At 41.0% G+C, this 15,138-nt stretch carries 11 protein-coding genes; 5 read left to right on the forward strand and 6 right to left on the reverse strand.

Annotated elements, in window-relative coordinates:
- Nucleotides 1-102: 102 nt before the first annotated feature.
- On the reverse strand, nucleotides 103-1,152 hold the full coding sequence (locus NPUN_RS26345; protein WP_012411492.1) for a hypothetical protein: 1,050 nt from the start codon (nucleotides 1,150-1,152) through the stop codon (nucleotides 103-105).
- A 53-nt stretch (nucleotides 1,153-1,205) separates the two neighbouring features.
- Entirely contained in the window at nucleotides 1,206-1,538 is a 333-nt protein-coding gene (locus tag NPUN_RS26350; RefSeq protein WP_012411493.1) for a DUF565 domain-containing protein, read from the reverse strand.
- Between the two features lie 551 nt (nucleotides 1,539-2,089).
- Here NPUN_RS26350 and NPUN_RS26355 point away from each other — a divergent pair.
- The 4 genes from NPUN_RS26355 to NPUN_RS26370 all read left to right on the forward strand — a co-directional run bounded on the left by NPUN_RS26355 (nucleotide 2,090) and on the right by NPUN_RS26370 (nucleotide 7,605).
- A complete protein-coding gene (locus NPUN_RS26355) occupies nucleotides 2,090-2,713 on the forward strand; it encodes a hypothetical protein (RefSeq protein WP_012411494.1) in 624 nt (207 codons plus the stop codon).
- A 434-nt stretch (nucleotides 2,714-3,147) separates the two neighbouring features.
- Nucleotides 3,148-3,393 (forward strand): photosystem I iron-sulfur center protein PsaC, encoded by a 246-nt coding sequence (gene psaC, locus NPUN_RS26360; RefSeq protein WP_012411495.1) that lies wholly within the window; start codon nucleotides 3,148-3,150, stop codon nucleotides 3,391-3,393.
- A 392-nt stretch (nucleotides 3,394-3,785) separates the two neighbouring features.
- Nucleotides 3,786-5,666: a glutamine--fructose-6-phosphate transaminase (isomerizing) gene (gene glmS / locus NPUN_RS26365; RefSeq protein WP_012411496.1), complete on the forward strand. Its 1,881-nt coding sequence runs from the start codon at nucleotides 3,786-3,788 to the stop codon at nucleotides 5,664-5,666.
- A 265-nt stretch (nucleotides 5,667-5,931) separates the two neighbouring features.
- A complete protein-coding gene (locus tag NPUN_RS26370) occupies nucleotides 5,932-7,605 on the forward strand; it encodes an AIPR family protein (RefSeq protein ID WP_012411497.1) in 1,674 nt (557 codons plus the stop codon).
- 103 nt (nucleotides 7,606-7,708) lie between these two features.
- On the opposite strand, the gene NPUN_RS26375 is transcribed toward NPUN_RS26370, so the two are convergent.
- The 3 genes from NPUN_RS26375 to serA form a co-directional block, all read right to left on the reverse strand.
- Nucleotides 7,709-9,004, reverse strand: coding sequence for a hypothetical protein (locus tag NPUN_RS26375; RefSeq protein ID WP_012411498.1), 1,296 nt, complete (start codon nucleotides 9,002-9,004; stop codon nucleotides 7,709-7,711).
- A 214-nt stretch (nucleotides 9,005-9,218) separates the two neighbouring features.
- Nucleotides 9,219-10,139: a 50S ribosomal protein L11 methyltransferase gene (gene prmA / locus NPUN_RS26380; protein WP_012411499.1), complete on the reverse strand. Its 921-nt coding sequence runs from the start codon at nucleotides 10,137-10,139 to the stop codon at nucleotides 9,219-9,221.
- A gap of 187 nt (nucleotides 10,140-10,326) precedes the next feature.
- Nucleotides 10,327-11,907, reverse strand: coding sequence for a phosphoglycerate dehydrogenase (gene serA / locus NPUN_RS26385; RefSeq protein ID WP_012411500.1), 1,581 nt, complete (start codon nucleotides 11,905-11,907; stop codon nucleotides 10,327-10,329).
- Between the two features lie 624 nt (nucleotides 11,908-12,531).
- On the opposite strand from serA, the gene NPUN_RS26390 reads away from it, so the two are divergent.
- On the forward strand, nucleotides 12,532-13,335 hold the full coding sequence (locus NPUN_RS26390; protein WP_012411501.1) for a Uma2 family endonuclease: 804 nt from the start codon (nucleotides 12,532-12,534) through the stop codon (nucleotides 13,333-13,335).
- Between the two features lie 98 nt (nucleotides 13,336-13,433).
- Here the strand turns inward: NPUN_RS26390 and NPUN_RS26395 are convergent, their stop codons facing one another.
- The gene (locus NPUN_RS26395; protein ID WP_012411502.1) at nucleotides 13,434-15,044 is read right to left on the reverse strand and encodes a histidine kinase N-terminal 7TM domain-containing diguanylate cyclase; all 1,611 of its coding nucleotides are present in this window, start codon (nucleotides 15,042-15,044) and stop codon (nucleotides 13,434-13,436) included.
- Nucleotides 15,045-15,138: the final 94 nt, after the last annotated feature.

A 15,138-nucleotide genomic window follows, 5' to 3' on the forward strand; every position in this document is an offset into this window, starting at 1 on the left:
GAGAGGTAGCACAAAGGGGTTTGCCCAAGTGAACAGCTGGCGTGAGGGATACAATGACTTTGGCAATCATAACTATTACCCGCCGGACATGATTGCTAGGAATTACGAATTAGCCCGATCGCAATACACTTCACCAAAGCTATGATCGGCATAAATTTCAACCACTAGATCAACTGCTGTTGCATCTTTTACCAAGGGCTTGATAAATAATTCCGGGTGAAGCGATCGCCAAAAATAATTGACAAATTGCTCTATCTCTGCATTGCTCATCCCCGACTTACCCGCAGCAATCATCTGCTGTTCTGCCTGTTTGCGCCACTCCAAAGAACAGCGGTAATCGGTTGGATATAGCACAATTAAGCTGTCCAATCGATCCCACAGTGGTAAATAATCATGGAGGCGAAGATTCATATCACGAGCAAATGCTCTATCTTCATTTGTGACAATTGGCGGTGGTGCAGTATCAAATACATCTGTATTAATTGGTCGTACACCCACAAACCAACCTTCAAATAGTACAATATCTACACCTGTTACCATCTCTGGATTAGTGCGATCGCCAGCGCCTTTGTATGCAGATTTATCAAAGCGGGGAACCATAACTGAACTTTGCGACTGACGGATCTGATCTAGTACATCTAAGCCTAAATCTACATCGTGGGTTCCTGGTGGACCGCGCCAAATCAAGCGGGGATCTTGCTTTAAAACCAAGCGATCGCTGTAAGTTTTATATAAGTCATCCAAAGATAAACTCAGAGTCCGGTATCCCAACTGATTCAGAATCAAACTGAGAACTTTAGACATTGTGGTTTTACCAGTGCCTTGTCCTCCCAATATTCCCTGAATTAGAGGGCGTTCCAACTGTTGGCGCTGCGATGCTAGTTTGATCCCCAAAGGCAGCCACAAGTCCCACAATACCTGTAACATTTTCTTTGGTTCGATTTGGAGGGTAGTTTGGCAAAATTGGCTAAAAGCTGGGAGGACAGATTTTAATAAGTGCGATCGAAAAGCGATCGCTTCGTCGACATTTTCCGGCGCGATCCCAAAAGCTTTTGCCCTTAACTTATCTGCTAGTGCTGCTTCTCTTGCTTGCTGCTGCCAATTTTCAGTTACAGTTTCTGAAATTAAAATTTCACCCAGCCACAAACTCATAATTTCCCCTTATGCCCCTCTGCTCCCCTGCGCCTCCGCTCCCCTGCCTATTCTCACGATCCCAGCTTAAAGGCTTCGAGAAACAGGCTGTAGGTGAAACCAACTTTGAGGAGATTTAGTGAGTCTACAAAGAGCGATCGCCTAGTAAAAAAGCTCTGACTGTAAAATATTCTACTAGTAACTTCAGTTAACACAACTAAAAAACCAGCTACCACAATGTCTAATTCTGCCCGTTGACCAGCTGTAGTGGAAACTGCGTTTCCCAGAAAAAAACCAAACAAAAAACTAATTATCAGCAACGATAATCGCCGCCAAGGATTTAAAAACCATTGCCCCAAGCGTGTAGCAATGGCATCCAACAAGTTATTCAGACGAGTGTTTTGCATCAGATAGACTTCTGGGAAAAAGTCAAGATATCTTGAAATATCTTTATATTATTAAAAAATATATTGGTTGTAGCCTAAGCTTATTTGTTAATATTATAGATATATGCTGGGTTTCCAGCGTTGATTTAAATTTCACATCCTATCATCTTTAAGGAAGCACAAGCGGTTTCAAGGCTGCTTGTTCTAACCCAAGATGAAATATATTTATCATCTGGACTGGCAAAAGACACTTTGTTGTCTGTGCTAGTATTCTCACGATATTTTTATTTTTCTATACAAATACATTAGCTGGTTCGGTATCTAATTTTCTTGTTTTTATCCAAGCCTACGGTTAATACACAAAGCAATTAGTGTCTGTAACTGTTGTTTTTCAGTCATCAATGAAATAATTCCGTCCAAATATTTTCTACCCAAAATGATATTTATAATACATTGATGTGTCTAATCTGAATAAAATCTATCTTAAGCTACTTTTTATAATTGCCTTTCGTGATAATAGGCTACTATTTGGTCAAGCCTAGACAAAATATTTATTTCTAAAAACTATCAATATGAAATCTTTAGTGTATCGTAACGTCGGTGTTACAGCTTGTTGCTTGGGACTACTTGTTACTCTGGTGGGATGCTTTGGAGTGAGTGTATCCTTGGAGTCCACAAACCCAGATACATCTTCACAACTGCCAACTGAAACTCAAGAGTGGGAGACAACTTCCTCTAAACCTGTTTCACCTGAAAAAAGCATTTCCGCTAATCTATCTACTCCAACCAATAAAGTAGAACATAGTAGTAAAGAAAATACTTATCCTGTCTTAGCAGAGCGTGATAAATCAGCAACCAAAGCTAAGAATCAAGGGACTTTGCGGATGAGTAATCAAACAAATCAACCTGTACGCCTGACTCTACTGGCGCGACAGTCGGTAGCAAAAGGCTCTGGTACCAAACAGACTCAATATGATGTACCGGCACATTGGGATTTTGCTCCCCAAGAAGGTAGTGAGAAGGGACTGGTTCTATCCCTACCTCAGAATAATTTAAAGCTGGAAAAGGGAGATATTTTAGTTGCCTTCGCAGAAGATGGCTCCCGTCGTTATTGGGGTCCCTATGTTGTCGGTGAAACTCAATTACCTAAATGGAATTCCCAAAACAGAGAATGGCAACTAGTGCTGAGTCCATAATCTATAGCAATCAGAATTGAATTTTCTGTTTGAAAATGCGCTTATTAAGAGTTATGAAAAACTACAACCTGTAGGAGCAATTTATGTATTGCCCTACGTAAATCAAGCACAGCTTCAAATAGAATCGATATTAGGATTGCTAAATAGTTACCATAGATAACTTTTGCATTTAGTCTTGTAGATTGACTTTTGTTTCATTTATTTTTACTATTAAACCCCATTATGGTATAGGGCTAGAGTAAATACGCTCATCTGATGTTGCTAATAAATAGAGCAATCGGGGCAATCTCGGAAAAACAACTTATTAAGCGTGCTCATTACATTGTTTGAAGTTATGTAGCCTTTTGATTACGGCCTATCAAACACTGCGGTAAACTATGCGTTGATTATGATTCTTTCGCAGAGAAGAACACTCGAAAGGAGCGGTTTTTTCAATGTCTCATACCGTAAAAATCTACGATACCTGCATTGGCTGCACCCAATGCGTCCGCGCTTGCCCTACTGATGTACTTGAGATGGTTCCTTGGGATGGCTGTAAAGCTGCTCAAATTGCCTCTTCACCCCGTACAGAAGACTGCGTGGGCTGTAAGCGCTGCGAAACCGCTTGTCCCACCGACTTTTTGAGCATCCGGGTTTACCTGGGCGCTGAAACAACTCGCAGTATGGGTCTGGCTTACTAAAAAGCTGGTGCCGAGTGCTGAGTGCTGAGACAAAAAGAAGTAAATCAAAAAAACTAATTTCTTGATTCTTCACTCAGAACTCGGAACTCGGAACTCAAGACTTTGAAGTGTGTCAATATCAAGCACCTTTAGCATCGTAGAGTGGACACTACCTGCTTTACGAAATTTTAATTTTAGATTGGGGATAAAAATCTCTGGGTACTTAAATCCTAGAAGCGTATTTGTACTGTCAGGTCAAAAGCTGACTGTGAATCTGCTTTAAAAGCCCAAAATCCATAACAATACCTAGTGGTAGAGGGAGTAATATTACTCCCTTTTTTCTTTGCAAAACGTCGAGTTTGTGCTAAACACTATACTGGATTTAATTATCCTGAAAAAAAGCGGTGTGAACAATGTGCGGAATCGTTGGATATATAGGCACTCAAGCGGCGACAGACATTTTATTGGCTGGGCTGGAAAAACTAGAGTACAGGGGCTACGATTCTGCTGGAATCGCCACTGTTTGGGAAGGTGAAGTTAATTGTGTACGGGCAAAGGGCAAACTGCATAACCTACGCTCTAAACTAGAACAAATAGAAGCTCCTGCCCAGATTGGTATTGGTCACACTCGGTGGGCAACTCATGGTAAGCCAGAAGAATACAACGCCCATCCCCATTTAGATACGGCAAAGCGAGTGGCGGTGGTGCAAAATGGCATTATCGAAAATTACCGCGACTTACGCGAAGAACTCAAAGCAAAAGGACACCAGTTCGTTTCTGAAACTGATACTGAAGTAATTCCCCATCTCATAGCCGAATTTTTAAAGAATATTTCCCCCTCATCTTCCTCATCTCCCTTCTTGGAGGCAGTTCGCCAAGCTGTTAACCACTTACATGGGGCATTTGCGATCGCAGTTATTTCTGCTGACTACCCCGATGAATTGATTGTTGTCCGTCAACAAGCGCCTTTGGTAATTGGTTTTGGGCAAGGGGAATTCTTTTGTGCATCTGACACGCCAGCGATCGTTGCCTACACCCGTGCGGTGCTACCTTTAGAAAATGGCGAAATTGCCCGTCTCACTCCTTTAGGCGTTGAGATTTACAATTTTGCTGGCGATAGGTTGAAAAAACAACCCCGGCTGCTTAACTTCAATCCTGCAATGGTAGAAAAGCAGGGATTCAAACACTTCATGCTCAAAGAAATTCATGAGCAACCAGGAGTAGTAAGAGCTAGTTTAGATGCTTACTTTAATCCAGCCGAATCTACCGAATCGCCAATCAATCTTGGTTTACCTGCGGATTTATACAACGATTTAGAACAAATTCAGATCCTCGCCTGTGGTACCAGTTGGCACGCAGCATTAATCGGAAAATATTTAATCGAACAATTAGCAGAAATTTCAACTCAAGTACATTACGCTTCTGAATATCGCTATGCACCATCACCCGTGACGGCTAACACGTTGATTATCGGTGTTACCCAATCAGGCGAAACAGCCGATACTCTAGCAGCTTTGACGATGGAAAAAGAACGTCGCCAAGGGAGAGAACCTAAATATCAAGCGCGACTACTGGGTATTACTAATCGCCCCGAAAGCAGCCTTGGTCATCTAGTGCCCCATGTCATCAGTACCTTAGCGGGAATTGAAATTGGGGTAGCGGCGACAAAAACTTTTACTGCTCAACTGATGGCATTTTATGCTTTGGCATTGGATTTAGCCGCCCGTCGTCAGACCGTTTCAAAAGACACATTAGATAAAATTATTAACGGGTTGCGGCAGATTCCCAAAGAAATTGAGGCAACTTTGGAAAGTCAGGAACGTTTAACTGAACAGCTAGCCCATGAATTCGCCGAAACCCAAGATTTCATTTTTGTGGGAAGAGGAATTAACTTCCCTATTGCTTTAGAAGGGGCGTTGAAATTAAAAGAAATCAGCTATATTCACGCCGAAGGTTATCCGGCTGGAGAGATGAAGCATGGCCCGATCGCACTTTTAGATGCGAAAGTACCAGTAGTTGCGATCGCAATTCCTGGTAGTGTGTACGAAAAGGTTATTTCTAATGCCCAGGAAGCCAAAGCTAGAGATTCTCGCTTAATTGGCGTGACTCCTGTCAACGATGGCGAAGCTGCGGAAATCTTTAACGATCTTCTTCCCATCTCTCATGTAGAAGAATTACTTTCTCCGATTTTGACAGTAGTTCCCCTGCAATTATTGGCTTATCACATTGCCGCCCGTCGCGGTTTGGATGTCGATCAGCCTCGTAACCTTGCTAAAAGTGTTACTGTAGAATAGTATAATTTTATACTTGGCATCAATGTATAATGGCTTCTGAAGAAGTTCTATGGCTTGCAGAAGCCATTTTTGTGGCAATGAATTATAAGTATAATATATTTATCACTACTTAAGTAAGTATTCGCTGGATTTGCAGTAAAGGGTAAAATTATCCAAATGCGATCGCAAAAACCCGAATGTATATTTTTACAACGTCTTTATACTACAGACAAGTCTGTAAAAATTTGAACCGATAACATCCAAGTTAATTACATCTACCAACATTATGAGTGAAATCCACCTACGTCAAATAAAGTCATACCTTCAAAAAACATTTAATGGTTTGATTGACTTATCAGATTACCAAAATAAATCTGAAACAGACAGAGAGTTAATTTTTTTAACAAGAAGTCTAGCTGCATTTACTTTGATGGTTTTAGCTGATATCTCTCCTCAAGAAGCATCAAAGTCGATAATTGATGGTGGACAGGATAATGGAATAGATTCGCTTTATTTTGACAGGCGAGAAAAAATAATGTATGTATTACAGTCAAAATGGAAGCAAGACAGTAAAGGTAGTGTTAAAACAGATGAGGTAATGAAATTTACTAGAGGTTTTAAAGACTTGGTAAATGCTAGATATGACAGATTCAACTCAAAATTTAATAATAAAACTCTAGATATTGAAGAAGCGTTGAATGATGCAGGAACAAGATTTGAAATAATTCTTGTCTATTCAGGTCAAACTCCCTTAGCAGATGAACCAAAAAGAGAATTGGATGATCTATTAGGTGAGATGAACGATTCATCAGATATTGTTAGTATGAGAGTTTATAATCAGGCAAATATATATAATATTATATCTCAAGGAGCATCTGGCAATCCTATAAATTTAGATGTTTGCCTGTTTGAGTGGGGACAAACAAAAGAACCCTATCAATCATATTATGGACAAGTATCTGCTAGGGAAGTAGCTGATTGGTGGACTAAACATTCTCCTAAATTGTTCTCTTCAAATATTAGGCTTTTTGTAAAAGATAGTGAAGTTAATGAAGGTATTATCAATACACTAAAAAAAGAACCGGAAAAATTTTGGTATTATAACAATGGCATAACAGCTTTGTGTTCTAGTATTGGGAAAAAACCGCTTGGCGGTAGTGGAAGAGACACGGGCATATTTGAATGTAAAGATGTCAAAGTAGTTAATGGCGCTCAGACTGTTGGATCGATAGCAAGAGCATATCAAAATTCTCCTGAGCAAGTTGAAAAAGCAAGAGTTCTTATTCGTTTTATCTCCTTAGAAAATTGTCCTGAAGAATTTGCTACAGAAATTACTCGATTCAACAATACTCAGAACCGAATTGATCGTCGAGAATTTGTAGCTCTCGATCCAGATCAAGAAAGAATAAAAAATGAACTTCACTTAGAAGGAATTATTTATACTTATAAGTCAGGTGAATCAATCCCAGATGGAGAAAAAGGTTTTGATTTAAATGAAGCTACAATTAGTCGAGCGTGCAAACAGAATGAAGTTTCTTTCGCCACGCGAGTTAAAGATAAAATTGGTGTTTTATGGGAAGATATAGAAAAACCTCCATACAAAACTCTCTTTAATAGATCAGTAAATGGTTCTAACCTTTGGAAATTAGTTCAAATCTTAAGAGTAGTAGAGAATAAATTATCAGAAGTACAAAAACAACGAGATGGAAGAGAAAAGTTATTTGCTACTCATAGTAATCGTCTCATACTACACCTGGTTTATAAAGCCTTACCAGAGAATTTTTTTAGCATATCATCTGATTTAACCCCAGTACAAATTGATGATATTCAATCCATGACCTCAGAGTTTTTGGGTAGTATTATGAGTGAAAGTAGCAACCTATTCCCAACTTCCTATCCGGCAAATATATTCAGAAATGTCACAAAATGCCAGGAAATTGTGGAAAAAATTTTAAATTGAGGAGAATTACTGCGATCGCATCCCTCGCAAACTCAGGCTGTTGATTCAGCTTTGCACTTGGAATGCGATCGCACTCAATTAACGATCCCATCAAGGTCTATAATTATTGATTTTGATTATTTGAGACTACAGTACTAGTTTTGTCATTTTCTAGTTCTCTCATTAGAGAATCAAAACCACTAGCATTGTTTCCACCTTTAGACAATAAAGACTGAATTTTATTTATTATTGCACTCATATTGTCAGAGAAAAATCTACCAAGATTATTCACAAAGTTTTTCAGTTTCTCAAATATACTAATTTCTACAGTTGAGTACTTATTCACAATTGGATATACAACTTTTCCTTTTTCTGTTTCATAGTACTCTTGTTCAGGCATCAACATAGATGTAAGTGGTTGCACCTGTTTTGCCATATCTGCTTCAGTTCGTTTATGGCTGAGAAATAAAACATCGTAAACCTTTCCGTTCCAGCTAGCCCAATAATGGTTTTGGAAAAACCACCGCTTACCATCATCACAATTAGGCTTTTTGCCTTGGTATGGTGTAACTCCAGCTTCACTCAAAAAAGGTTTGGCAATGCTTTCAACTGTTATTTTCTCGATGCCAAAATATTCTTCTGCAACTTTTTTAAATGCACGGGCTAATGTCTGACAATCTCCTTCTGGAGAGCCTTTCAAGAGAGTTTCTTGGCTCTTGCTCACCATTGTGTATTGAAATTGGATATTGCCAAAGTTTTTGAATAGTTGTTCCAGGATTTTATCTTCTGGTAATGTGTCGTCTATACTATTTACTAGTGTTTTGGCTAGTGAGTAATCTTGTAAAAATTTTTGTTTTTTATCTGCTGAGTTATTTGCTGCTAATATTCCTTCAGAGCTTGCTTGGATGTTTCTGCTACCTGCTAAGGTCGTCTGCTGTCCTTCTTGGTTTTGCAAAGTAGCTGCATTAAGTTGGCTGACAACAGAAGTAGCTACTCTATCAGCTTCTTGCTCATACCGATCTCCTGGTTGGCCAACAGTGAGTTTTGGCTGTATTAGTGGTTCCTGAAGGGGTTGCATTTGTGCCAGCGATACAGTATCAGCACGTTTGATCGCCATTTTGTCAATGTTATGACCAAACTGAAAAGAGTGTTCCTTCCCTTGCTGCAACGACTCATTCATTTTTGCCTGTAATACAGTGAGTCGTTCCTGTCCGTCTGGCGTGATCGTGCCATGCTTGGCTTGGATTTGGAGTTTTGTTGCCTCAAATTGATACTCTTGAAATTTCTGATTCTCTACTTTTGCCTGTACTATAGGCTTCTTGGAGCCAAGTTGAGAGTGAGTAGTTAAAAGGTGCTGACCTTGCTCTGACTTAGAAGCGGATGAGTCAGCTTTTTTGTGGATTTGTAGCCGTTCTTTCATCGCTGGTTTCAAAAGTCAATAGTGGTTAATCTATATATTATGTCACTTCAGATTGCTTGATTACTTATACTTAAGTCAAATACTGTTAAAACGTATCATCCATTTTTTCTACAAGACTGACGCAAACCATAGCTAAAACCTTCATTTTCAGCTAAGAGCAATTCATGTAGACGCAAAGTCTCTTCCCGCAGGGTATTGCCCAGTTTTGCGTCGGTTAAGAACGCCGTACATTCAAGCAACACCATTCTTTTCGTTTCCACAGGGTAGCAACGACCCAACCATTTTGTTCTAAAGCGTCGGCAACAGCTTTAGATTGTTCTAGTAAAATACCACTGAAGATCGCCCAAGTTTCAGGTTTAGCGATCGCACTCATTTCTGGAATCAACTCAATAATTACATGAGCCAAAATATTGCATACAATACCATCCACTGGTTTCTCAAGCAGTTTTGTCAAAACATCTACACTTCCCAGTGCTGGTAGTAAACGTTCTGAGCTAATGTCATTTAGGAGACCATTACTGATAGTTGATTGCACCGCTAAAGGGTCATTATCTACTGCATAGACTTTTTCGGCTCCCAGTAGCAGCGCTCCAATGGAAAGGATACCAGAACCACAACCAATATCTGCAATTACCAGATGTTTATGTTTGCCACTATTACCTACAAATGACTGAGGAACTTCACTCAGCCGCATTTCTAGGGATTCCAAACATAGCTGAGTGGTGGCATGGTTGCCCGTACCAAATGCTACACCTGGGTCAAGACGAATTACCAACCGTTCTGTTGTTTCTGGTAATGGTAGCCACGCGGGGTTAATTAGGAAGCGATCGCCGATTTCTTGGGGATGCCAATATTGTTTCCAGCTAGTTGCCCAATCTTCCTCATCAATTAACTGCCATTGCAGAGAGGGAGATGAAACTCCTACACAAAGGGCATCTTGACGCAGCCACAGCGATAGCGCTGCCAAATCTAGTAGCTGTGTTTGAATTGTCGATAAATAAGCCCTAACTAAAGATGAATTTCCTTTGTTTTCACTAGCTGTTCCACGACAGCCAAAATCTTCCAGTCGCCAAAAGATCGAATCTTCTAGGTCTGGCTCACATAAAATCTGTAGTTCCCACCAGGTGTTTGCCATCTTTTAGTGCTGAGTGCTGAGTGCTGAGGAGTGCTGAGTGCTGAGTATGAGAGAGTTATGAGTTTTAAGTTATGAGTTAGGAGTTTTCGTTTTTAACTTTTAACTCCTCACTATTCACTCCTAACTTTTCTTGACTCAGCACGGGCTAAACCTTAGCTATCCGCTAACGTTACTCAGCACTCAGAACTCATAGTGTTACTGTATATGCGTCCCGAATACCAGGGACTTTTATAATCTCATCTAAAATGCCCTCTGGTAAAGGGTCATCTATACTCAGAGCCATTACCGCATCACCACGGACGATTTTACGGCCTACTTGCATACTGGCAATATTCACATTAAAACTGCCGAGTAAAGAACCAAGTTTGCCGATAATCCCTGGCATATCGCGGTGCAGGGTAAACAGCATATATTTGCTGGGTGGGACGTTAATGGGGAAACCGTCAACATCAGTTAGGTGGATTTCCCGTTCACCCAGCAAAGCACCTGTGACAGAATGAGTACCCAAAGTACCCGTGGCTTCTAGATGAAGCGTTCCGGCATAGTCTCGAATAGAAGCATCGCGGGTTTCAATTACCCGAATTCCGCGTTCTTTGGCTTCTATGCTGGCATTAACGTAATTTACCCGTTCCCGCAAAGCTTGGTAAAGTAATCCTTTGAGGGCAGCTACTACCAAAGGCTGACTTTTGTTGGTTGCGAGTTCGCCTTGCAGACGAATATTGAGTACTTCCACCCGTCCGCCAGCTAGCTGTCCTACTAGATTACCTAGAGTTTCTGCTAGTTGCATGTATGGTTTGAGTTCTTCCAACACATCGGGGCCGAGTCCGGGAATGTTGACGGCTGAACGCGCTGGTAGTCCTAAAAGTACATCCCGAATTTGTTCGGCAACATCAATCGCCACATTTACTTGAGCTTCTGCGGTAGAGGCTCCCAAGTGGGGGGTGAGGATAACTTCTTTGCCTAGCGATCGCAATTCTGATTCACCCAGTGGTTCTGACTCGAACACATCCAGGGCTGCACCGCCTATTTTTCCCGCTTTTAGAGCTGCTGCTAAAGCTACTTCATCAATGATCCCACCACGAGCGCAGTTGATAATCCGGGCTGTGGGTTTCATTTTTGCCAGGGTTGTGGCATTGATTAAGTGGGTAGTCTCTGGAGTTTTCGGGATGTGTAGGGTGATATAGTCTGCTTGCTGGAAGAGTAAATCTAGCTCCACCAACTGACAGCCAATTTGTTCAGCTCGTTCTGTAGAAATAAAAGGGTCATAAGCTAAGAGTTTCATCCCCATTGTCTTAGCTACAGCCGCAACATGGGAGCCAATTTTACCCAAACCGACAACGCCGAGAGTTTTTTTGTAGACTTCCGCGCCGACAAAGCTATTGCGATCCCACGCGCCGCGTTTCACCGAAGCGTTAGCATCCGGGATGTGGCGAGACAAAGCCAAAATCATTGCTAGTGCGTGTTCGGCGGCGGCAATTGTGTTTCCCTCTGGAGAATTGACTACTACAATTCCCCGGCGTGTGGCTGCGGGAACATCCACATTATCCACACCCACGCCAGCACGACCGATGATTTTTAGCTGAGTGCCGGCTTCAATGATTTCTTGAGTGACCCGCGTACTAGAGCGAATCATCAGTGCGTCATATTCACCAATAATTTCGAGCAGTTGGGCTGGTTTTAGACCTATTTTGACATCAACAGTAGCAACTTGCGAAAGAATGTCAATTCCAGCTTGGTCAATAGAATCAGAGACAAGAACCTTAGACATGATTACTTCATTTAAAGCTACAGGTTTTGCTGCACAAGACTTTTTAGTTTAGTCTTTATCTGTCGCAATTCAGCAAAAATTATTCGTTTTAATATCAACTTAACCTTTACTTACGCTACGTGCTGATGGTATCGAAGCGTAAGTTGCTCCCGGTGGGTACGGCCTCCTAAGTATTTGAAGATGAGTGGCTGTTTGCACAACCCTGTCGCTAAATATAAAGCATTAATAGCACTAAGCACTTATATATTTATTAATAGTTAAGAGTTACTCAAATCTTATCAGCTTCAGCAATTTTCTTGGTGGGGTAGAAACGCTTGCATTGTTGGCTGGGCTGCAACTTTAGCTGAGGCAATGCTCTGCACAACTAAGAAATGAGCTAGTAACTATTTTATCTGTAGAATCTTAGTTATTTATCAATACCACAAGTGGTATCACTTAGTCAAAATAAAATATTTACATCATCAAGATTATCGGATCGGAATAAGTAGGTAGACGTAAATCCTAATCATTAATCTACGTGCGTTACCAAACAGCCCTTTTGTAGATATTGCTAGTGGAGAAATCGCTATAATTCTGATGAGCCAAATAGAGCCAAATATCCTTTGATTTTTGGGGAAACCAGCGATGTTAAACTACAACTTGCCAAGGCACTTGCCCTCAGCCGAGGAACTACCAGATTCTGATGAAACGCCCGTGGATAATGAACTGCAAGAATTGATACCAGGTTTGCTGAAGGCGATCCTGCTGCTACTTTGGGCAGAACGTATGGACTGGCTATTTGCCATAGATATGGGTATTTATTATCACCCCGATAAACCGCCCATTGTGCCAGATGGGTTTTTGAGCTTAGGGGTAGAGCGGTTTTATGATGAAGAGTTGCGTCCCAGTTATGTACTGTGGGATGAAAATGTTGTACCGATTTTCGTGCTAGAAGTAGTTTCTCAAAATTATCGCAAGGAATACACGACTAAATTGGATGAATATGAGGCTTTGGGTGTACTTTACTATGTGATTTATTCCTCTCGTCGCCGCCGCAAACCTCATCTGGAAGTACATAAGTTAGTTAATGGTAAGTATGAATTGCAAGAGGGAAACCCCGTTTGGCTACCAGAAATTGGTTTAGGAATTGGTTGCGAAAGAGGAAATTATTGTGGCGTAACGCGGGAATGGATGTATTGGTATGATGAGCAAGGACAACGATATCTCACGCCCGCAGAACAAGTAAAACAAGAAGTACAACGCGCTCAACAAGAAGCACAACGCGCTCAACAAGAAGCACAACGCGCTCAACAAGAAGCACAACGCGCTCAACAAGAAGCACAACGCGCTCAACAAGAAGCGCAACGCGCTAATGTCGCAGAACAACGGGTTCAACAGTTGGCGGAACAATTAAGAGCGCTGGGAATAGATCCAGATAATCTGGTCTAACTGAAATATTTTGCAATATTTTCAACAAAACCTAAAAATTAGGTTTTGTTAGATTTCTGTATTTTTTCATAAATGATTGTTGAAATTTCTACATCTCATCAATTAGATTGCACACGCTTGATGCAATTGCGCCCATGTAATTTAGCAGCATATAGCGCTTGATCCACTACTTGCAATAACTCATCAGTGGTTTTTCCATGATCTGGAAACACACCCACTCCACCCGAAACTGTTGTATGTATTTGTTTACCTCCAGATTCCAACTGTGCAGCTTGAAAGGATAACCGGATCTGTTCGGCGTGCTGATATGCTTTCTCCTGTGTTAGTCCAGGTAAAGCCAATACAAACTCCTCACCACCATATCTACACACAATGTTTTGAGAATCACTATAGTTGCGAAGAAGGTCTGCAAATACCTGAATGACGCGATCGCCAGCTTGATGACCGAATGTATCATTAATATTTTTAAAATAATCAATATCCATAATTATCAAGGCAACTCGATCGGAATCCCGCATTGCTCGTATTAGTTCTTTTGGGAATATCTCATCAAAATAACGCCGATTAAACAAGCCTGTCAGTCCGTCCCGCATAGCCTGTTCTCTTAACTGAACCTGTAATGTTTGAATTTCAAGTACCTGTTTGTGCAAATATTCATTCGCCTGTCGCAGTTCCGATTCAGCCTGATAACGTTGAGTAATGTCACGCAAAACAAGTAAACGGCCTGTTAACTGCTTGCGTCGATTGTGTAATGAGGTAATTAGTAACTCTACATAACAAGGAGTTACCGAATCTATGAATATCTCTATTTTGACGCTTTCATAAGTATGGTACAGTCTGACTATTTCTGGCCATTGTGCCAGAACTTGAGCAGCAGGCTGTCCAATATCCTGTTTTTTCACCCCAATCAGATGTTTTAAAGCCAGATTAAAGTCAATAATCCGGTTTTTGGCATCCAATACCAGCACACCGTCACTCATATTCTCAATCAACGTGTCTCTAGCTACAGGAACGAGGTCAAACATTCGAAAGCGAGAAAGGCTAACAAAATAGAACAGTCCGGCCAGCATAAAACTCATGGGAGTAATATTTAGACCAGGCGGAGTGAGGCGGAGCATATACAAGCTAGCGCCTAATATTGGTAATACTGCACCGACTAATGCCATGCTTGACTGCCGACGAGACAGAACTGATGGCACTAAGGCTTTCTGAATAAGCATTACTACCCCTGTAAGCGTGTAGAGGTAAACACAGATCATGATCCAAAAAAAACCAAGATTATGTTGATAAATCACAAAATTAGTTCCTTTGGGATCTGGCAAAAAGCCAGACCAGACTAAACCATGCCATTCGTTTGTTGCCACCAAAATCATATTGAAGGTAGGGATAGCCCATAGCAACGCTGTATTTCGAGGCGTTAACCAACGATTTTTATTCGTGAAGTGCATTGCAAATATGAGGAAGAGTGTAATTACGCTGCCGGAGCCGACATACTCCAGCTTTGACCAAAATATTTTTTCTCGGAGCATAATTGCTCCTGCTTCCATTGCTGCAACTGTAGCGTATCCTGCGATCGCTAACATCATCGAAATAAAAGGCTTGCTAGCCAAAGAAATTGAGCGACGTTGCCAAGCTGCAAACGCAACAGTAACTGAGATGATTACAGTAATGCTCAGAATAACAAAGTAGAGATTGTACTGAAAAAGCATGGTGACGATGCACTTAAGAGATGATCTCAACCTTATGAGATAAGTTTGAGCAAGTCATGATGTTCCAGTAATTTTTATAATTACTTGAAAGTGG

Origin of the sequence: Nostoc punctiforme PCC 73102 (assembly GCF_000020025.1) — a bacterium.
Taxonomy (GTDB): domain Bacteria; phylum Cyanobacteriota; class Cyanobacteriia; order Cyanobacteriales; family Nostocaceae; genus Nostoc; species Nostoc punctiforme.